Source organism: Streptomyces sp. NPDC014907, assembly GCF_055562975.1.
Map to the genome: position 1 here is coordinate 644,023 of NZ_JBVHEG010000003.1, position 19,528 is coordinate 663,550.

At 72.5% G+C, this 19,528-nt stretch carries 18 protein-coding genes; 9 read left to right on the plus strand and 9 right to left on the minus strand.

Going from position 1 to position 19,528, the window contains the following annotated elements; genetic code table 11:
- Positions 1-73 precede the first annotated feature (73 nt).
- From ACZ3IL_RS12090 to ACZ3IL_RS12110, 5 genes are all read left to right on the plus strand, one after another.
- Positions 74-634, plus strand: a complete 561-nt coding sequence (locus ACZ3IL_RS12090) for a hypothetical protein (RefSeq protein ID WP_467389310.1) — start codon at positions 74-76, stop codon at positions 632-634.
- A gap of 14 nt (positions 635-648) precedes the next feature.
- On the plus strand, positions 649-828 hold the full coding sequence (locus ACZ3IL_RS12095) for a hypothetical protein (RefSeq protein ID WP_467389203.1): 180 nt from the start codon (positions 649-651) through the stop codon (positions 826-828).
- A 116-nt stretch (positions 829-944) separates the two neighbouring features.
- Positions 945-1,364, plus strand: coding sequence for a BlaI/MecI/CopY family transcriptional regulator (locus tag ACZ3IL_RS12100; protein WP_467389205.1), 420 nt, complete (start codon positions 945-947; stop codon positions 1,362-1,364).
- Between the two features lie 9 nt (positions 1,365-1,373).
- A complete protein-coding gene (locus tag ACZ3IL_RS12105; protein WP_467389207.1) occupies positions 1,374-1,907 on the plus strand; it encodes an amino-acid N-acetyltransferase in 534 nt (177 codons plus the stop codon).
- A 153-nt stretch (positions 1,908-2,060) separates the two neighbouring features.
- Positions 2,061-2,396: a histone-like nucleoid-structuring protein Lsr2 gene (locus tag ACZ3IL_RS12110; RefSeq protein WP_388690706.1), complete on the plus strand. Its 336-nt coding sequence runs from the start codon at positions 2,061-2,063 to the stop codon at positions 2,394-2,396.
- On the opposite strand, the gene ACZ3IL_RS12115 is transcribed toward ACZ3IL_RS12110, so the two are convergent.
- Positions 2,375-2,965, minus strand: coding sequence for an SCO3374 family protein (locus tag ACZ3IL_RS12115; RefSeq protein WP_467389209.1), 591 nt, complete (start codon positions 2,963-2,965; stop codon positions 2,375-2,377). The two genes, ACZ3IL_RS12110 and ACZ3IL_RS12115, sit on opposite strands and share 22 nt — an antisense overlap.
- A 476-nt stretch (positions 2,966-3,441) precedes the next feature.
- Between ACZ3IL_RS12115 and ACZ3IL_RS12120 the strand changes: the two genes are divergently transcribed.
- Positions 3,442-5,967, plus strand: a complete 2,526-nt coding sequence (locus ACZ3IL_RS12120) for an ATP-dependent Clp protease ATP-binding subunit (RefSeq protein WP_467389211.1) — start codon at positions 3,442-3,444, stop codon at positions 5,965-5,967.
- 76 nt (positions 5,968-6,043) lie between these two features.
- On the opposite strand, the gene ACZ3IL_RS12125 is transcribed toward ACZ3IL_RS12120, so the two are convergent.
- On the minus strand, positions 6,044-8,692 hold the full coding sequence (locus ACZ3IL_RS12125) for an NACHT domain-containing protein (protein ID WP_467389213.1): 2,649 nt from the start codon (positions 8,690-8,692) through the stop codon (positions 6,044-6,046).
- A 600-nt stretch (positions 8,693-9,292) separates the two neighbouring features.
- On the opposite strand from ACZ3IL_RS12125, the gene ACZ3IL_RS12130 reads away from it, so the two are divergent.
- On the plus strand, positions 9,293-9,988 hold the full coding sequence (locus ACZ3IL_RS12130) for a M23 family metallopeptidase (RefSeq protein ID WP_467389215.1): 696 nt from the start codon (positions 9,293-9,295) through the stop codon (positions 9,986-9,988).
- A gap of 12 nt (positions 9,989-10,000) precedes the next feature.
- On the opposite strand, the gene ACZ3IL_RS12135 is transcribed toward ACZ3IL_RS12130, so the two are convergent.
- On the minus strand, positions 10,001-10,558 hold the full coding sequence (locus ACZ3IL_RS12135; RefSeq protein ID WP_467389217.1) for a TetR/AcrR family transcriptional regulator: 558 nt from the start codon (positions 10,556-10,558) through the stop codon (positions 10,001-10,003).
- A gap of 103 nt (positions 10,559-10,661) precedes the next feature.
- Between ACZ3IL_RS12135 and ACZ3IL_RS12140 the strand changes: the two genes are divergently transcribed.
- Positions 10,662-12,248, plus strand: a complete 1,587-nt coding sequence (locus ACZ3IL_RS12140; RefSeq protein WP_467389219.1) for an MDR family MFS transporter — start codon at positions 10,662-10,664, stop codon at positions 12,246-12,248.
- 212 nt (positions 12,249-12,460) lie between these two features.
- Here the strand turns inward: ACZ3IL_RS12140 and cseC are convergent, their stop codons facing one another.
- From cseC to ACZ3IL_RS12170, 6 genes are all read right to left on the minus strand, one after another.
- Complete coding sequence (cseC, locus tag ACZ3IL_RS12145; protein ID WP_467389221.1) at positions 12,461-13,780, minus strand: two-component system sensor histidine kinase CseC; 1,320 nt, start codon at positions 13,778-13,780, stop codon at positions 12,461-12,463.
- A complete protein-coding gene (cseB, locus tag ACZ3IL_RS12150) occupies positions 13,777-14,478 on the minus strand; it encodes a two-component system response regulator CseB (protein WP_467389223.1) in 702 nt (233 codons plus the stop codon). The genes cseC and cseB overlap by 4 nt, the downstream gene beginning before the upstream one ends.
- A gap of 70 nt (positions 14,479-14,548) precedes the next feature.
- Positions 14,549-15,361: a hypothetical protein gene (locus ACZ3IL_RS12155; protein WP_467389225.1), complete on the minus strand. Its 813-nt coding sequence runs from the start codon at positions 15,359-15,361 to the stop codon at positions 14,549-14,551.
- Entirely contained in the window at positions 15,349-15,921 is a 573-nt protein-coding gene (locus ACZ3IL_RS12160; protein ID WP_467389227.1) for a SigE family RNA polymerase sigma factor, read from the minus strand. The genes ACZ3IL_RS12155 and ACZ3IL_RS12160 overlap by 13 nt, the downstream gene beginning before the upstream one ends.
- A gap of 220 nt (positions 15,922-16,141) precedes the next feature.
- Complete coding sequence (locus ACZ3IL_RS12165; RefSeq protein ID WP_467389228.1) at positions 16,142-17,077, minus strand: HhH-GPD family protein; 936 nt, start codon at positions 17,075-17,077, stop codon at positions 16,142-16,144.
- 32 nt (positions 17,078-17,109) lie between these two features.
- Positions 17,110-18,273 carry a phosphatase PAP2 family protein gene (locus tag ACZ3IL_RS12170; protein WP_467389230.1) on the minus strand — a complete coding sequence of 388 codons (1,164 nt, stop codon included), beginning with the start codon at positions 18,271-18,273 and terminating at the stop codon, positions 17,110-17,112.
- A 221-nt stretch (positions 18,274-18,494) separates the two neighbouring features.
- Here ACZ3IL_RS12170 and ACZ3IL_RS12175 point away from each other — a divergent pair, with 221 nt between their 5' ends.
- The gene (locus tag ACZ3IL_RS12175; protein WP_467389232.1) at positions 18,495-19,397 is read left to right on the plus strand and encodes a hypothetical protein; all 903 of its coding nucleotides are present in this window, start codon (positions 18,495-18,497) and stop codon (positions 19,395-19,397) included.
- Positions 19,398-19,528: the final 131 nt, after the last annotated feature.

The window sequence follows — 19,528 nt, forward strand, 5'->3', positions numbered from 1 at the left end:
ATCGCTAAGCGTAAGTTGTCCGATTGGCGCGTATCGTCGGCCCATGCCCACGCCATACGGATCTCGCGGCGGCATGGCCTTCGGCGCGGACGAGCTGCGCGTGCTCCGCCGCGCCCTCGCCGCCGCCCTCGGCCCCGCCCCCCTCCAGGACCAGGACGTCCAGGACTGTCTGCGCCTGACCGCATCCCTGGACGAGGCGGTACGCGAGGCCGACCGGCTGCGCGCCTTCCTCCTCGCCGACCTGACCCGCTACCGCGAGGCGCTGCCCGGCTCCCTCGCCGGCTACCTGACGCTCCTCCGGGAGGCCCTGGCCGCCGGGTACGACCCCGGCGCCGACGACCTCGCCGCCCTGCGCGCGCTGCGCCGCAACCCGGCCGCCGCCGAACTCCTGGACCGCTGCCGGGGCCTCGCGGAACGCTCCGTGCGCGCCCGCCTGGCCCGGGTCACCGTCCCCGCCTCCCGCAGCCCCCGTGCCCGGCTGCTCGCCCTCCCCGGCGGGCGCGCGGCGGCCGACGGGCCCCGCCCGGCCCCGCCGGGCCCGGAGGAGCGGCCGGTGCCCAAGCCCTCCGAGGTGTTCCCGCCGCGCCGGCGGCCCGTTCCGCCGCCCCCGCCCGAGGAGCGGGCCGCCGGATAGCTACCCTGGTCGTCATGGACTACGTATCCGCGCTCCTGCCCCCCGTCGTGATGGCCGCGTTCTTCATCGGCCTCGTCGTCACGATCGTCAAGAGCCAGGGCGGCCCGAACAAGGCCAAGGAGGACGCCGTCGTGGACGCCGCCCTCGCCCGCGCCGAGGCCGCCCACCGGCCGGAGGGCTCCACCGCCTCCTGAGCCCGCCGGTTCCGGGTCACCGGGGACGCGCGACCTTTCGAGGTCGTGCGTCCTTTTTGTTTCGTTTGATGCCGTCAATCGACTCTTTTTGGCGTTTTGAGCACTAGGGTGGCGCTGTGCCCCGTCCCTTGGGAGAGCTCGAAGACGCCGTCATGACGCGCGTATGGCAATGGAACCGTCCGGTGACCGTCCGGGAAGTTCTGGAGGACCTCCAGCGGGAACGCTCCATCGCCTACACCACCGTCATGACCGTCATGGACAATCTCCACCAGAAGGGCTGGGTCCGCAGGGAGGTCGAAGGCCGCGCCTATCGCTATACGGCGGTCTCCACCCGCGCCGCCTACGCGGCCGCACTGATGAACGAGGCGTGGTCCCGGAGCGACAATCCGGCGGCGGCCCTCGTCGCCTTCTTCGGAATGATGTCGCAGGAACAGCGCCAGGCGCTCGACGACGCCATCCGCATCGTCCAGCGCGACACGCCCCCGTCCGCCCCGCCCGCGGAGGGCGGCGAGGGGACCGGGGCCCGCGAGCGATAACGTCCCCCCATGTCGCCGTCCTCCTCCCCGGCCCCCTCCGAAGCCGTCACCGTGCGCAGGGCCCGCACCACCGATGTCACCGCCGTCCGCCGGCTCGTCGACCCTTTCGTCCGGCGCGGCATCCTGCTCGACAAGGCGACCGTGACCCTTTACGAGTCCATCCAGGAGTTCTGGGTCGCGGAACGCGACGAGGACGGTGTCGTCGTCGGCTGCGGGGCGCTCCACGTGATGTGGGAAGACCTCGCCGAAGTGCGCACTCTCGCCGTCGATCCCGCGTTCCGGGGAGCCGGTGTGGGACATCGGGTGCTCGACAAGTTGTTGCACACCGCCCGATGGCTCGGGGTGCGGCGGGTATTCTGCCTGACCTTCGAAGTCGACTTCTTCGCGAAGCACGGCTTCGTCGAGATCGGCGAGACGCCGGTCGACGGGGATGTGTACAGCGAGCTCCTGCGTTCCTATGACGAGGGAGTCGCGGAGTTCCTCGGTCTCGAACGAGTGAAGCCGAACACCTTGGGCAACAGCCGGATGCTTCTGCACCTGTGAGGGGGAACCGGCCCGAACGGCGCTCGAACCCTATGTCCGAAACGCGCATGTTTCCCGCACTCCCGGGCTTCTGAACCCCTCCCGGGGGTTTGTGTTTTGCAGGGAAAAGCGGTTTCCTTTCCGCGTACTGCATTTTCGATGAAAGGAAAACCGGTGGCACAGAAGGTTCAGGTCCTTCTTGTCGACGACCTCGACGGCGTCGAGGCGGACGAGACCGTGACGTTCGCGCTGGACGGCAAGAGCTACGAGATCGACCTCACCACCGCGAACGCGGAAAAGCTCCGCGGTCTTCTCGAGCCCTACACCAAGAGCGGCCGGCGCACCGGTGGCCGCGCCGCCGCCCCCCGCGGCAAGGGCCGGGTCGCCGCCGGCGGCAACGCCGACACCGCGAAGATCCGCGCGTGGGCCAAGGAGAACGGCTACGAGGTGAACGACCGCGGCCGCGTCCCGGCGAAGGTCAAGGCCGCCTACGAGGACGCGAACCGCTGAGGCGGGAGCTGCTGGGCCGCCGGCCCCCGGGCCCGCGCACTCAGCAGCCGCACCCGGTGGCACTCCGCGGCGGCGGCGGCCACGAGCCGCGCCAGGCCGGGGGCGTCCCCACCGTCCCACGGCGCGGCCCGCAGGGCGGGGAGCGAGGACTCGGCCTCGCGACCCGGTACGGGCGGCCGCAGCCACACGGCGGGACCCGGCGCCCCGGAGCCGCCCTGCCCCGGCGGGAGGGGCGCGGTCATCCGGCCACCGGCGCCGAGGGCCGTGAGGTCCAGCGCGATCCCGCCCCACTCCAGCCAGTCGAGCAGCCCCGGCAGCTCCTCCGCGCTCCCCGCGGCCACGAGCAGCGCCATCCGGTTCCCCGCCAGGGCCACCGGCCCGGTCGCCCCGCCCAACCGCCGCAGGACGCCGCGGCCGGCCTCGGCGGGCAGCTCCAGGACGTCGAAGCGCAGCCCCGTGACCAGCTCCACCGGCGGGCCCGCCACCGTCGTCCAGCCGAGTTCGTCCTCGTACCACCGCGCCGGACCGGCGTCGGGCGGCACACGGGGGGGCGGGACGGCGGGGACCATGCCCGTGGAACGGCCCCGGGGGCGACTTGGTTACGCCCCGGACGCCACCCGGCCGTGACGCACCGTCCGCCGCCGGACGCGCGCGGTGTCCGGGATGGGGCGTACGCGTGCATTCGGGCACGCAAGGGTGTTCGCTGGTAGCGGAGGGAACCGGGGTTCGCCGCATGGAGTGTCCGTACTTACGGGTAAGACATTCCTAGTGGAGAGGGGTGGCCCTGCGGACCCGGGCGTCTCGCGTTCGCCATCGGCGTACTGAAGGCGCGGCTTACTACTTGGCCTGCGGGAACATCGTCTCGCACCATCGGGTTGGAGCATTTGTCGGCTGTTCGGCAGCAGGTCCCCCCGCGGAAGAGCGGGGTGATCCGGACGGATGTCGGCAGTTGGAATGAGCGGTCCCCGCTCGCGGGACTAAGCTGCGGAAGGACAGGGAGGGGATCGACCCCTAACTGACTGACCGCTCTGAGGAGCGATTAACGATGTTCGAGAGGTTCACCGACCGCGCGCGGCGGGTTGTCGTCCTGGCTCAGGAAGAAGCCCGGATGCTCAACCACAACTACATCGGCACCGAGCACATCCTTCTGGGCCTTATCCACGAGGGTGAGGGTGTCGCCGCTAAGGCCCTGGAGAGCCTCGGGATTTCGCTCGAGGCGGTCCGCCAGCAGGTGGAGGAGATCATCGGGCAGGGGCAGCAGGCCCCGTCCGGGCACATCCCCTTCACCCCTCGTGCCAAGAAGGTCCTGGAGCTGTCGCTCCGCGAGGCCCTCCAGCTCGGCCACAACTACATCGGCACCGAGCACATCCTGCTCGGCCTGATCCGCGAGGGCGAGGGCGTCGCCGCCCAGGTCCTCGTGAAGCTGGGCGCCGACCTCAACCGGGTCCGGCAGCAGGTCATCCAGCTGCTCTCCGGCTACCAGAGCGGCAAGGAGGCCGCCACGGCCGGCGGCCCCGCCGAGGGCACGCCCTCGACGTCCCTGGTCCTCGACCAGTTCGGCCGCAACCTCACCCAGGCGGCCCGCGAATCCAAGCTCGACCCGGTCATCGGGCGCGAGAAGGAGATCGAGCGGGTCATGCAGGTGCTGTCCCGCCGCACCAAGAACAACCCGGTCCTCATCGGCGAGCCCGGCGTCGGCAAGACCGCCGTCGTCGAGGGCCTGGCCCAGGCCATCGTCAAGGGCGAGGTGCCCGAGACCCTCAAGGACAAGCACCTCTACACCCTGGACCTCGGCGCCCTGGTCGCCGGCTCCCGCTACCGCGGTGACTTCGAGGAGCGCCTGAAGAAGGTCCTCAAGGAGATCCGCACCCGCGGCGACATCATCCTGTTCATCGACGAGCTCCACACCCTCGTGGGTGCGGGCGCCGCCGAGGGCGCGATCGACGCCGCCAGCATCCTCAAGCCGATGCTGGCCCGCGGCGAGCTCCAGACCATCGGTGCCACCACCCTCGACGAGTACCGGAAGTACCTGGAGAAGGACGCGGCCCTCGAGCGCCGCTTCCAGCCCATCCAGGTCGCCGAGCCGTCGCTGCCGCACACCATCGAGATCCTCAAGGGCCTGCGCGACCGGTACGAGGCCCACCACCGGGTCTCCATCACCGACGAGGCCCTCGTCCAGGCCGCGACCCTGGCCGACCGGTACATCTCGGACCGCTTCCTGCCGGACAAGGCGATCGACCTGATCGACGAGGCCGGCTCCCGGATGCGCATCCGCCGGATGACCGCGCCGCCGGACCTCCGCGAGTTCGACGAGAAGATCGCCGACGTCCGCCGCGACAAGGAGTCCGCGATCGACTCGCAGGACTTCGAGAAGGCCGCGTCCCTGCGCGACAAGGAGAAGCAGCTCCTCGCCGCGAAGACCAAGCGCGAGAAGGAGTGGAAGGCCGGCGACATGGACGTCGTCGCGGAGGTCGACGGCGAGCTGATCGCCGAGGTCCTCGCGACCGCCACCGGCATTCCGGTCTTCAAGCTGACCGAGGAGGAGTCCTCGCGTCTGCTCCGCATGGAGGACGAGCTCCACAAGCGCGTCATCGGCCAGAAGGACGCCGTCATCGGTCTTTCGCGGGCCATCCGCCGTACGCGGGCCGGTCTGAAGGACCCGAAGCGCCCCGGTGGCTCGTTCATCTTCGCCGGTCCGTCCGGTGTCGGTAAGACCGAGCTCTCGAAGGCCCTCGCCGAATTCCTCTTCGGCGACGAGGACGCGATGATCTCCCTCGACATGTCGGAGTTCAGCGAGAAGCACACGGTTTCCCGTCTCTTCGGTTCGCCGCCCGGATACGTCGGCTACGAAGAGGGCGGCCAGCTCACCGAGAAGGTGCGCCGCAAGCCGTTCTCCGTCGTCCTCTTCGACGAGGTCGAGAAGGCCCACCCCGATATCTTCAATTCCCTTCTCCAGATCCTGGAGGACGGTCGTCTGACCGACTCCCAGGGCCGGGTCGTGGACTTCAAGAACACGGTCATCATCATGACGACCAACCTCGGGACCAGGGACATCTCGAAGGGCTTCAACCTGGGCTTCGCGGCCCAGGGCGACACGAAGTCCAACTACGAGCGGATGAAGGCGAAGGTCAGCGACGAGCTGAAGCAGCACTTCCGCCCGGAGTTCCTCAACCGTGTGGACGACATCATCGTCTTCCCGCAGCTGACGCAGGACGACATCCTCCAGATCGTCGACCTGATGATCGGCCGCGTGGACGAGCGCCTCAAGGACCGGGACATGGGCATCGAGCTCTCCCAGACCGCGAAGGAGCTGCTCGCCAAGAAGGGTTACGACCCGGTGATGGGCGCCCGGCCGCTGCGCCGGACGATCCAGCGCGAGATCGAGGACACGCTCTCGGAGAAGATCCTCTTCGGCGAGCTGCGCCCCGGTCACATCGTGGTCGTGGACACGGAGGGCGACGGCGAGGAGCGCAAGTTCACCTTCCGCGGCGAGGAGAAGGCGGCCCTGCCGGACTCTCCCCCGGTCGAGGCGGCGGGCGGCTCGGGCCCGAACCTCTCGAAGGACGCGTGACGCCGCGCCGAGCGCGTAGCACGACGAAGGGGCGGCCCCGGAACCGACTGGTTCCGGGGCCGCCCCTTCGTCGTCGTCAGCGGCAGGTGAGCCGGACGCGCGAGGGAAGGAGTTCGGCGCCGACCACGGGGCCGGAGACCTCCACCGTCTCCAGGCAGGGCAGAGCGGCGAGCGGTGCCAGGTCCAAGACCTCCTCGGAGGCGGCCCGGTGCAGGTCGAGGTGTTTCAGCCGCGCGTGCGGAGAGAAGGACGGCAGTTCGGGCGGCGTGCCGAGTTCCAGGTGCAGATCGATCGGATCGCACAGGGACACGAGCGTGTTCGTCCGATCGGCGGAGACGGGGAGGTCGACGTTCAGCAGGGAGGGACGCATCCCGAGCCGGACCAGTTCGTCGACCTGGGAGTCGTCCTGGAGGGTGACGATGAGATCGTCCAGGTCGAGGCGCGCCACGACCTCCTCGGCGTAGGGCCGCGCCTCGAAGCGGCGCCACGACCAGATGAGTTGCGCACGGACCTGCAGGCTCGGGTGCCGAGCGAAGCGGGACAGGTAGGGGAGGGCCGCTTCGGACACGACATGGGTCGCGGCGATCACCGAGTGCAGTGCCTCGACCTCGGTCAGCTCCTGCGGCTCGCCCAGCAGCTCCAGCACCAGAGGACCGGTCTCCGCCAGTTGCCACGCCTCGCTCGGCGTGCGGGGCGGGATCACCTCCTCCGTCCGCCGCAGCACCTCCCGGCGGATCTCCGGGGGCACCTCCGTCGCGTGCTCCAGGGCCGTCGCCGCCAGCAGGGTGAGGCGCAGCCGGACCCGGCGGTCCCCGGCCGCGTCCGCCGCCCCCAGCAGTTCCCGCAGGATCTCCGCGCACTCGCGCGGGCGGGCGTGGCCCACCGCCATGCGGATGACGTCCTCCCACTGGTCGTCGGCCGCGTGGCGGACCAGGACGCCGATGTCCCAGCGGTCCACGAGGGCCTTGGCGGCCAGGTGGTCCTGGAAGGTGCGGTGGACGAACTCGACCGTGCCGTCGGCCGGCTCGCGGAGGAGGCCGCTGCGCTGGAGGAGGTGGGCGAAGACCTGGTCCGGGGGGTACGCGGAGGCCTCCGGCACCGCCGGTACGGCTTCGGCGACGACCGACTCGGCGTGGGCGCGGTCCATCTGCGCGCGCCCGTTCAGCGTCAGCCAGTACGCCAGGCGCTGGACGAGCTGGATCTGCGGGGCCTCGTCGAGGATGATCCCGGTCGGGGCGCCCATGTCCCGCTCGCGGTCCCGCCGGGACAGGAGCATGGACAGGGCCGCCTCGTAGAGTGCCTTGCGGCCCCGGGGCAGGAAGCCGCGCCGGTCGCGGTGGAGCGCGCAGATCAGCCCGCACATCAGGGGGTTGGTGGCGAGCCGGGCCACGGGCGCGGCGGTGCGCAGGGCGTCCAGGAGCGGCTGCTCGTAGGCCGCCGCGTCCGGTCCGGCGGCCTCGTGCCAGCGGCGCACGAAGGTGGTGACCCCGGTGCGGCTCATGGGGGCGAGGGTCAGTTCGGCGAAGCCGTCCGGGGCCAGCCAGTCGTCCCGTACGGCGGTGGGGCGGGAGGTGACGAGCCAGCGGTTGCCGTCGTACGCGCCGAGGAGGTCGCGCAGCCAGGCGCGGGCCCGCCCGCGCTCGGCCTCGGGGATCTCGTCGATGCCGTCGACCAGGACCAGGCCCCGGCCGGCGGCGAGGACCCGGTCGGCCCAGCCGTCGGGCGGGGTGAGCGGGCAGCCGGCGGCGGGGAGGAAGCGGTCGGGGGAGGGGAGCCGTTCGCCGTGGCGGGTGAGGGTGCGCAGGGGCAGGACGAAGGGGACCCGGCCCCGGAGGTACGCCATGCCCTCCGTCCGGCCCCCGGCCGCCGCCGAGACCGCCAGCCACTGGACGAGCGTGGTCTTGCCGGAGCCCGCGAGCCCGCGCAGCAGGACCCTCTCGTGGCGGGCGAGGGCGAGGTCGGCGCGGCCGGTGGCCTGCTCCCGCCGGCCGGGGGCCTCAGGAGCGTCCTCCCCGCCCGTGGCCTCCAGGGACAGGTACGCGACGTCCAGCGGCCACGCGTCCGGCGAGTGGCGCAGGTCGATGCCGTGGATGGTCAGCCGGCCGTGCTTCTTCGCGAGGTGGTCCAGGTAGCGGCGTTCGAAGGCCGCGTCCCGGCTCCCGGTGTCCGGGGTGCGGGTGAGGACGGTGTCGACCCCGGTGAGGATCTCGGCCTGGGCGCGGGTCTGTTCGACGAGGCTGCGGGCGACGAAGGAGGAGCGCCGGGTGAAGAACTCCAGGATGTGGAGGCAGGACCACTCGGTGACCGTCTCCAGGTAGAGGACCGCGTCGGTGGAGAGGCCGTCGGGGGCCGGGGCGGCGGCGCGCAGCCGGCGGGCGAGGTCGCGGTGGCCGAGGCGGACGGCCTGGACGTCGTCCATGTCGAGGTCGCCGAGGGCCAGCAGGTTCGCGGCGAGGGCGTCGGTGACGGCCTCGGTCTCGTCGGCCGGGAACGGTTCCTCCCCGGGGCCCCGCCGGGAGCGTTCGACCAGGGTGGCGGCGAGTTTCCGCACGTCCTTCTCGGTGAGCGTGCGCTTCTCGCCGCGGAAGGAGACGAGTCCGGAGAGCCGGACCTCGGCGTCCTTGCTGACGAGGCCCGCCCCCGGGCCCTCGCTGACCAGAAGCTTCTTCAGGAGCGGCCCGATCGCGGCGGAGGCGAGGCGGGTGCCGATGACTGCCGGTTCCATGTGTGACCCCCTGTGGTTCCCCGGAGCGGTCAGCGTAGTGGGGCAGGGGGTTCCGGAGGGCCCGGACGTGTGACCCGGGTCCCTTCCGGGCGCCTTTCCGCACCCTTCGAATCCCTTTTCGTGGCCCCGGTCACGTGACCCGGGTCGCACGCGGAATGCCTTTTCGCGTGACCCGGATCTCATCCGGAACGGCCCTCTGGTGACAAGGCGCACAGGCCTTCGGGCCGGTACTAACCGGAATAGTGGCGACTATTGGGGTCGAATCGGGTCGTCCGGGCGCGGTCCCCCGGTCCGGAGGGCGCCGGGGGTGCCGGGTCGGGCGGGTGGCGGTGTTCCCGGCGGTTCCGGCCGCCGCGACGTGCGGTTAAACCGCTCCCGATGGGTGTTTATGTCCGTTTTTCAATCCCTCGCTCCAGGTCGTCAAGGGGTCAACTTTCCAGGAGTCCGCTACGAAGAGATGTCGTAGATGGGGTGTTTTGGCCGGAGTGGGGTGCCGAGTTACCAAAGATGAGCAAGCCCGACATCACGCCGAAAGCGCGTCGGGTTCCGCACCCCCGGCGAACACGCCGGGTCCCGTACACCCCGGAGGATCACCCCCGTATGTCGAAGCGCGTCATGAACCCCGCCGCCCGTGCCACCGCCGTCGCTCTCGCCGCCGCCGGCCTCGGAGCGTCGCTGGTGGCCGGAGCAGGGTCCGCCTTCGCCGCCGAGGGCAAGGCGGTCGCCCCGGTCGCGGCGACCGCGTCCGCCGCCGTCGCCGCCCAGGCGGAGACGCAGGCCCACCTCGCCGCCCAGGTGAAGGCCGCCGCCGCGAAGGCGAAGGTCACGGTCGTCAAGGCGACCGCCACCAAGAAGGCCGCCGTGGCCAAGAAGGCCCCGGCCTGGGTCAAGCCGGTCAGCTCCTACACCCTCAGCGCCAGCTTCAACCAGGGCGGCGCCATGTGGGCCCACAAGCACTCCGGCCAGGACTTCGCCGTTCCGGTCGGCACCCCGGTCAAGGCCGCCGCGGCCGGCACCGTCGTGAAGGCGGGCCCGTACGGCGGCGGTGACGGCCCCGCGTACGGCAACGCCATCGTCGTCAAGCACGCCAACGGCCGTTACTCGCAGTACGCCCACCTGTCGAAGATCCAGGTCAAGATCGGCCAGAAGGTCGGCGCCGGTCAGCGGATCGCCCTCTCGGGCAACACCGGGAACTCCTCCGGCCCGCACCTGCACTTCGAGATCCGCACCACCCCGAACTACGGCTCCGCCGTGAACCCCGCCGCCTTCCTGCGGGCGCACGGCGTGGGCATCTGACCCACCCGGGACTCACGGGGCCCGATGGGCCTCGTCGACGAGATCGAGGGCGACCTCGAGGACGGCTTCGCGCTTCTCCTCGGGGTCGCCCTCGACGTTCTGCGTGAAGAACGTGCCCGCGTGCAGCGTGAAGATCGCGCCGACGCAGCGGATCTTCTCCTTGACGGGGAAGTCGTCGTCGTACAGCAGACCGGTCAGGGACAGCATGCGCTCCTTGAAGGTGAGCCCGATGCTCAGCTCGCGCACGGCCGCCTGGTTCTCCTGCATGAAGCGGTAGAGCGGCGCCGCCGCGAGCAGTGCGACCTGGTAGCGGCGCACGATCTCCCGCCGGGTCTCCAGGGTGCGCGGCTGTTCCCCCGCCCACTCGATCAGCTCGTCCATCGGCCTGGTCAGGTCCTGGAAGATCCCGACGAGGATGTCCTCCTTGGTCTTGAAGTGGTAGTAGAGCGCCGCCTTGGTGACGTCGAGGCGTTCCGCGATCTCGCGCAGGGAGGTCTTCTCGTAGCCCTGCTCCGCGAAGAGTTCGAGGGCCACGTCCTGGATGCGCTGACGGGTGTTGCCGCGGGCCATGGGGGTGCCCTCCACTTTCCAAAGAACTTACTTGACGACCGACAAGTTACGGGCCTACCGTCCCCAGTGTAGTAACCAGCCGGGCGGCAAGTAAGGGAACGACATGGCGACGCGACGGACCGTTGGAACACACGAGGAAGGGGCACCACCGGCACGCAGCGTCCGGGTCGTGCTGCTCGCCCTCATGATCGCGATGCTCCTCGCGATGCTGGACAACATGATCATCGGCACCGCGATGCCGACGATCGTCGGCGAACTCGGCGGCCTGGAACACCTCTCCTGGGTCGTCACCGCCTACACCCTGGCCACCGCCGCCTCCACCCCCCTCTGGGGCAAGGTCGGCGACATGTTCGGCCGCAAGGGCGTCTTCCTCACCTCGATCGTGATCTTCCTGATCGGTTCGGCGCTCAGCGGCATGGCCCAGGACATGGGCCAGCTCATCGGCTTCCGCGCGATCCAGGGCCTCGGCGCCGGCGGCCTCATGGTCGGCGTGATGGCGATCATCGGCGACCTCATCCCGCCCCGCGAGCGCGGCAGGTACCAGGGCATGATGGCCGGCGTGATGGCCCTCGCCATGATCGGCGGCCCCCTCGTCGGCGGCAGCATCACCGACCACTGGGGCTGGCGCTGGTCCTTCTACATCAACCTGCCGCTCGGCGCCGTCGCCCTCGCCATGGTCACCACCGTGCTGCACCTGCCGAAGAAGCCGCGCGGCACGGACACCCGGATCGACCTGCCCGGCGCCGTGCTGCTGACCGCCGGCATCACCGCGATCGTCCTGGTCACCACCTGGGGCGGCACGGAGTACGCCTGGGGCTCGGCCACGATCGTCGGCCTCGCGGTCGGCGGCGTCGCCGCGCTCCTCGCCTTCCTGTGGGTGGAGACCCGGGCCGGCGACCCGATCGTGCCGCTGCACATCTTCCGCAACGGCAACTTCACCCTGATGTCCCTGATCGGCTTCATCACCGGCTTCGTGATGTTCGGCGCGGTCCTCTACCTGCCGCTCTTCCAGCAGTCCGTCCAGGGCGCCTCCGCGACCAACTCCGGACTGCTGCTCCTGCCGATGCTGCTCTCGATGATGGTCGTCTCGCTGGTCGCCGGCCGGATCACCACCAGCACCGGCAAGTACAAGGCCTTCCCCATCGCGGGCGGGGCCCTCATGACGGCCGGCCTCTTCCTGCTCTCCACGATGGACACCGGCACCTCGCGGCTGACCTCCGGCCTCTACATGGCCGTCCTCGGCGCGGGCATGGGCTTCCTCATGCAGATCACCATGCTGGTCGCCCAGAACAGCGTGGAGATGAAGGACATGGGCGTCGCCTCGTCCTCCACCACCCTCTTCCGGACGCTCGGCTCCTCCTTCGGCGTCGCGATCATGGGCGCGCTCTTCACCGCCCGGGTCCAGGACGAGATGGCGGCCCGGGGCGGGGCCGGGCTCACGGAGCGGACCGCCCAGCTCGACGCGGCGAGCCTCGCCAAGCTGCCGGCGGAGCTGCGCGAGGCCTACCAGCACGCGGTGGCCTCCGGCACCCACGGGGCCTTCCTGCTCGCCTCGGCGGTCGCCGTCCTCGGCCTCCTCCTCGCCTTCTTCGTCAAGGAGGTGGCGCTCCGGGGCGCCGGGCCGGCCACCGCCCCGAAGGAGCCCTCCGACGGCGACCCGGTGAAGGCCGGGACCGGCGAGAAGGTCTGAGCGACCGGAACGCACCGGGCGGCCGGGCCGGGTGGACCGCCAGGTCCGGGTGGACGCCCGGGCCGGGTGGTCCGGTTGATCCGGGCGGGTGGTCCGGCCGGGTGGTCCGGGCGGTTCAAGGGGCCGGTCCCTCCGGGGGCCGGCCCTCCGCCGTTTCCTCCGGGGGCGGCCCCCGTGCCGTTTCCTCCGGGGCAGGCCCCCGCCGTTCCCTCCTACCGCTCCGGCTGCCGCAGCACCGGGAAGGTCCCCGTGTTCGTCGGGGCGTGGTCCGGGAGCCACAGGACCGCGACGGCGCCGCCCACCCCGTCCGGGGACCCCTCGGAGGCCACGTTCCGGAAGGTCAGCCGGGCGCCGAGGACCCGGGCCTGGCCCGCCGCGATCGTCAGGCCCAGGCCGTGGCCCTGGCCCGCGCGGTCGCTCGTCCCCGTGCGGAACCGGCTCGGTCCCTCCCGCAGCAGCGCTTCGGGGAAGCCCGGCCCGTGGTCGCGGACGCGCACCACCCGGCCCTCGACGGTGACCTCGACCGGCGGCCTGCCGTGCTTGGCCGCGTTGGCGAGGAGGTTGCCCAGGACCCGTTCCAGGCGGCGCGGGTCGGTGTTCACCCAGGAGTCGTGGACGACCCGGACGACGATCTCCGGGTCGAGGTTCCGCACCCGCCGCTCCACGAACTCGCCGAGCGTGATCTCCTGCAGCTCGGCCCGCTCCGACGCGCTGTCGAGCCGGGCCACCTCCAGGACGTCCTCGACGAGCGTCCGCATGGCCTGCACCCGGTCCCGCACCAGTTCCGTGGGGCGCCCCGGGGGCAGCAGTTCGGCCGCCGTGAGCAGTCCGGTGACGGGGGTGCGCAGCTCGTGCGCGATGTCCGCGGTGACCCGCCGCTCGGCCTCGATCCGCTCGTTCAGGGCGTCGGTCAGGGCGTCGACCGCCCACGCCAGGTCGTCGGTCTCGTCCCGCACGACCCCGCCCACGGCGTCCCGTACCCGTACGTCGGTGTTGCCCTGCGCCACCCGGCCGGCCGCGACGGCGGCCTTCCGCAGCCGCCGCGAGAGCTGGCCGCCGATGAGCACGCCGAGCGCGCAGCCGCCGAAGACCACCGAGACCGAACCGACGACGAGCGCCCGGTCCAGATCCCGCATGATCTTCGCGCTGCGGTCGGCGAAGGGGATGTGCAGCGACAGCACGTCGCCGTTGGCGAGCGGCACGGCCGCCCACACGTCCGGCGGCCCGCCGTGCCGGTGTTCCTGCACGTAGGTGCCGCGCCGCTTGGACCGCATCAGCCGGTCGAGCTGGGGCGGCAGCGCCGAGTCGTTGATCTTGGTGCCGAAGCGGGGCTCCTTGGGCTTCGACGTCTCGTACATCCGCTGCGCGAAGAGCAGCCGTTCCATCTGCACCTCGCGCGCGTTGTCGAGCATCGAGATGCGGGCGGCGTTGTGCACGACCACGCTCAGGGTGACGGCGATGAGCGCGCCGACCGCCGCGATGGCGACGGCGATCTTCCAGCGGACCCCGGTACGGAGGGGGAACGGCCTCACCCGCCCTGTCCCCTGAGCTTGTAGCCGAAGCCGCGGACGGTCTCGATCCGGTCCTGGCCGATCTTGGCGCGCAGCCGCTGCACGTGGACGTCCACCACCCTGGTGTCGCCGCCCCAGCCGTAGTCCCACACGCGCTCCAGGAGCTTGTCCCGGGACAGCACGGTGCCCGGCGCGGACGAGAACTCCAGGAGCAGCCGCATCTCGGTCGGGGTGAGCGCCACCGGCGTCCCGCCCCTGCGGACCTCCATGCCCTCGGTGTCCACCTCCAGGTCGCCGAAGACGAGCAGGCCGCCGTCCTCCGCCGGCCCCTCGCCGTTCTCGCCGCCCGCCTGTCCGAAGCGGCGCAGCACGGCCCGGATGCGGGCCATGAGCACGGAGCCGTCGAAGGGTTTGGTGACGTAGTCGTCCGCCCCGGCCTCCAGGCCGAGGACGACGTCGATGGAGTCCGCGCGCGCCGACAGCATGATCACCGGGACCGACGACTCGTCGCGGATGCGGCGGCAGAGGCTGACGCCGTCCATGCCGGGCAGCATCACGTCGAGCAGCGCGATGTCCGGCCGCCGCGCCCGGAAGGCGTCCAGGCCGGAGAGCCCGTCGGGCATGGCCGTGACCCGGAAGCCGTCCCGCTCCAGGGCGAGCTGGGTGGCCTCACGGATGACGTCGTCGTCCTCGACGAACAGGACATGGGTTTCGGCCATCGTGGGTGTCCTTCGGGGTCGTGCGTCCTGCCGGGGCGTGTTCCCGGAGGCGGTGTCCTCGGCGTGCGGCTCAGCTCGGGTGGGGTTCGGCCGGCGCGGGCGCCTCGGCGCCGCCGGCCGACCGGCTGTAGTCGTTGTGCACCCAGTCGTGCTGGGTGAACCGGTTCCCCGTCCAGCGGTAGGTGATCACGTCCTCGCCCGAGGGGTACGCGACCGGGTCGCCCTTCGCGTACACCTGCTTGGTGACGACGAGGTCGCCCCGGTCGATCGTGGCGTAGACCGCCGCGTCCTCGGCCATGAAGACGTTCTCGTACCGGTCGCTCTGCCTGCGGTAGACGTACGTGCCGATGCCGATGGCGTCGCCGCAGGTCATCACGTTGACGACGACGTCGGGGGCGGGGGCGCCGGTGAGGTTGCCGTAGGAGGTGTCCACCGGGTACGAGTGCGCGGAGCAGGGCTTCAGGTCGGCCTTGAACCGCTCGCTGATCTTCGGGTCGGCCTTGAGCAGCTTGATCGGGTCCACCCGCTCGGACGGCCGCGGCCCCGCGGTGGACGGGGCCGGGGAGGGGGCGGCCGCGGTGATCCCGTCGGTGCGCGCCGCTCCCTCGTCGCGGGAGCCGGTGCCGCCGCTGGAGCAGGCCGCCAGCGACAGGCCGACGGCGACGATCCCGGCCGTCGCCGTGGCGCCCGCCGCCCTGACGGTACGGCGCCGGTGGCCGCGCCCGGCCGGGGACGACCGGTCGCCGCGGCCCCCGGGGGCGGGGCCGTCGCCGGAGCGGGGCCCGGGGCCGAAGCCACCGGGCCCTTCGCCGCTTCCCCCGGCTCCGTTCCCTCCGCCGTCGTCTCTTCCGCCGTCGTCTTTCCCGCCGTCTAGGCCGCGCACCGCTCCCGACCCCTTTCGTCCCCTCGTACGCCCGTCCGCTCCCCGGTCCGCCCCAGGGCCCGGGCGTCGACGTCACGGCTCTCCAGCTCCTGCCGGAGCCGGGCGAGCGCCCGGTGGAGCGTCGACTTCACCGTACCGGTCGACATGCCGAGCGCCGTCGCCGTCTCCTCCGTGCTCATCTGCTCCCAGTGGCGCAGGACGACGACGCTGCGCTGCTTGGGGGCGAGCACCTTCAGGACGTCCATGAGGAGGGCCCGGTCGGCGTGCTGCTCGGTGGCGTCGGACACGCTCGCGTCGGGCAGCTGCTCGGTCGGCACCTCTTCGAGCTTGCGGGAGCGCCACCACTCGGTACGGGTGTTGATCATGACGCGGCGCAGGTAGGCGTCCGCGAGGGACTTGTCGGCGATGCCGTCCCAGCGGCCGTACGTGCGGGCCAGGGCGGTCTGGAGGAGGTCCTGGGCGTCGACCGGGTCGGCCACGAGGCGGCGGGCGCTGCGCAGCAGGGCGTCCTGCCGGGTCCGTACGTACTCCTCGAAGTCGAGCACCTCACCGTGCCTCATCCGAACCGCCTCCCGTTCCCCGTGTCCTGCTGGTCCCTCGTGTCGTGGACGACGCTACGGAGCGGTTGTCACGGGGCTGTGCGGGGCAGCCGTCGGTGGACGCACGGCTGTCCATCGATTGTGTAACAGCCGGGGCGGAAGGGGTTTGGGCGCGGTCCTGCCGGGACAGTGGATCAGGTCGCCCCGGACCGCCGGCGGACCGGCGGGTTCCGGCGCGGCCTCAGGAGAGCGGCAGACGGTAGAAGCCGTCGTCCAGCGGCTCGACCAGCCCGTCCGCGACCAGGCCGTCCAGGGCCCGGGCCCGCTGCACCGGCTCGTCCCAGACGGCGTCCAGGACCTCCCGCGCCACCGGGTCCGCCGAGTCCCGCAGGACGGCCAGGAGCCGGCCCCGCACCTGCCGGTCGGTCCCGGCGTACGTCTGGCCGCGCCGGGGCGGGCCGTCGTGCGCGGGCTTCCCCGCGAGACGCCAGGCGCACTGCCCGGAGATCGGGCAGCGCCCGCAGTCCTCGTTCTTCGCCGTGCACACCAGCGCGCCCAGCTCCATGGAGGCGGCGGCCCACCGGGCGGCCGTCGTCTCGTCCTCCGGCAGCAGGGCGCGGGCGAGCCGCCGCTCGGCGGCCGTGGTGGCGTTCGGCGGGTACTGGACGCCGGTCGCGGCCCGCGCGAAGACCCGGCGCACGTTGGTGTCCAGGACGGCGTGCCGCTGCCCGTAGGCGAAGGAGGCCACCGCGGCGGCCGTGTACTCGCCGATGCCGGGCAGCGCGAGGAGCTGCCCGTGGTCGCCGGGCACGTCCCCGCCGTGGCGTTCCGTTATGGCCACGGCCGCCGCGTGCAGCCGCAGCGCCCGGCGCGGGTAGCCGAGCCTGCCCCAGGCGCGGACCGCCTCCCCGGGGGCCTCGGCGGCCAGGTCGGCCGGGCGGGGCCAGCGCGCGAGCCACTGCTCGTACACCGGGAGGACCCGGACGACCGGGGTCTGCTGGAGCATGAACTCGCTGACCATGACGCCCCAGGCACCGGCCTCGGGGCGGCGCCAGGGCAGGTCGCGGGCGTGCTGGTCGAACCAGGCGAGGACGGGCCGGTGCAGCTCGGCGGGGTCGGCGGGGACCCCGGGAACGGCGGAGGGTCCGGGGGCGGAGGGAGCGTCGATGGAAGTCATGGCCCTCCGATCCTGACACGACCGGGGGGAGATCAGTACGAGCCACCGGGGGCGCGCCGGTCCCGCCCGGGATGGGAGGGGTCCGCGGATCCGGAACCGGAGCCGGGACCGGCCTGGCCGCCGGGGGCGTACGGGTCGCCGGGGGCGTACGGATCGGCGGGAGCGGCCGGGGCGGCGGGGGCGTGGGGAGCGCCGGGGGCGTACGGGTCGCCCGCCCCGTACGGGGACGGGGAGGCGTACGGGTCACCGGGGGCGTACGGGGTGGGGGAGGCGTACGGGTCGCCGGGGGCGTACGGGTCGCCGGAGGCGTACGGATTGCCGGAGGCGGCGGAAGGGGCGGGGGCGTACGGGTCGGCGGGGGTGTGGGGAGCGGCCGGGGCGTACGGAGAGGAAGAGGGGTACGGGGAGGCCGCCGTGTGCGGATCGGCGGGAGCGTACGGGGCCGGGGCGTCGTACGGGGCCGGGGCGGTGTACTGCGCGGGGCCGTCGTACCGCGACGGGTCGGTGTGCCGTTCCGGGCCGTCGTACGGCGCCGGGCCGGCGGGGGAGCCTGTGGCGCGGCCGGGCCCGGCCGCGGGCGTCCCGGGGCCCGTTCCCACGCACCACACGGCCACCGCGCTCCGGCTCGACCGGGCCGTCCTCACCAGGGACTCCACCGGCCGCGCCGCGCCCCGCATCACCAGGAAGGCGACCAGGGTGCCCAGGAGCAGGCCCGCGGTCACGTCGTGCGGGTAGTGCACGCCGACGAAGACCCGGGAGAAGGCCATGAGCAGCGCCATCGGCACGGTCAGCCGGGCCATCCCGCGCCAGGACAGGGCGAGCGCGATCGCGGCGGCGCCCGCGATGGCCGAGTGGTTGCTGGGGAAGGACCAGTCGCCGTACGGCGGGCAGACGACGAGCGGGTCCGGCGCCCCGGAGACCGCCCGGCAGGGACGTTCCTCGTCGATCAGGGACTTGAGCGCCTCGCTCACCACGTAGCCGAAGGCGGTGGCGAGCGGGGCGAGCAGCGCGAGCGTCATCGCCCGCTCCGATCCCTCGCGCGAGCGCCACCAGCCGGCCAGGAACAGCGCGCCGAAGAGCAGGAGTCCGGCCTCGGTCCAGACCTCGGCGAGCCACTGGAACCAGTGGGGGGTGGAGTGGGCGAAGCCGGAGACGTCGAGATACAGGCGCTCGGAGAAGCCGAGGAGGGTGTTCATGGGGGACGACGCTAACCGGAACCGGGGCCGCCCCGCCCCGGGCCCGTCGGCCGGAACGGGTCCCGGTGGGAGGGGAGGAGGCGATTTGATGCGGTTCTTCCGTTTCCTTCCGGGGCACCGGAAAAAGTTCCCGGGAGATGGGTGTGATCATCGGCAAAACTTGAGGTCTCGGGCGGCGGGTGGGGCGGGAGTTGGGCCGGTTCTCTCGTAGGGTTCGGGTCGTGGGATCTTTGCGCAATCCGGTCGGGCCGCTTCCCTCCACCATCTACTGGCGACGGAGGGCGGTGGCGCTGTGCCTGGTGGCGCTCCTCGCCCTGCTCACCGTATGGGCCGTCACCTCCGCGGGAGGGGGCGGGAAGAAGCCGAACGACTCCGCCAACGGCTCGTCGCCCACACCGCCCTCGATCACCCCCGGGCCCTCCGGATCGGGCCCCGTGATCACCCAACAGCCGGGCGGACGTGACGAGTCGGGCTCCGGCGGCGGCTCCGCCGACGGCGGGGGCACCGGCACGGGCGGCACCGGCGCCGGCGGTACGGGTGCGGGCGCCGGTACGGGTGCCGGCGCGGGCACCGGCGGCGCGAACGGCGCTACGGGCTCCGGCGGCGCGAACGGCGGTACGGACGCCGGTACGGGCGGCAAGAACGGCGACACCGACGGCGCGGGCGGCGACGGCGGTGCGGGCACCGGCGCGGGACAGCGGGTCCCGGCGAACTCCCCGCTCCCCGACTGCCCCGCCGGCGCACTCCAGTTGACGCTCGGCTCCGTCGACGTCACCTACGAGACGGACGAGAAGCCCCGCTTCCGCCTCGTCGCCAGGAACACCTCGGACACCACCTGCAAAGCGGACTTCGGGCCCCGCAACGCGGTCCTGACGATCAGTGGTGTCGACAAGCAGGGCGAGATCTGGTCCTCCGCCCACTGCCCGCGCCCCGACGAACCGGTCCTGCTGCGGCTCCCCGCCGGAGCCACCGTCACCCACACCGTGGAGTGGGACCGCGTGCGCAGCGCCCCGCAGTGCGCCACCGCCCCGGCGGGCCGGGTCGGCCCCGGCACCTACCTGGTGGAGGCCGTGATGCCGGGAGTGAAGATCCTCCCGGTCTCGTTCACGCTCGCCGAGGACTGACGCCCGGCCGCTCCTCCGGAGCGGCACCCCGAACCCCGGATTCCGGGACCGGCCGCCGGACGGGGGCCGGACGGGCGGGACTCCCGGGACGCGGCCGGGGCTCCGGCCGGACGGGAGCGACGCGCGGGCCG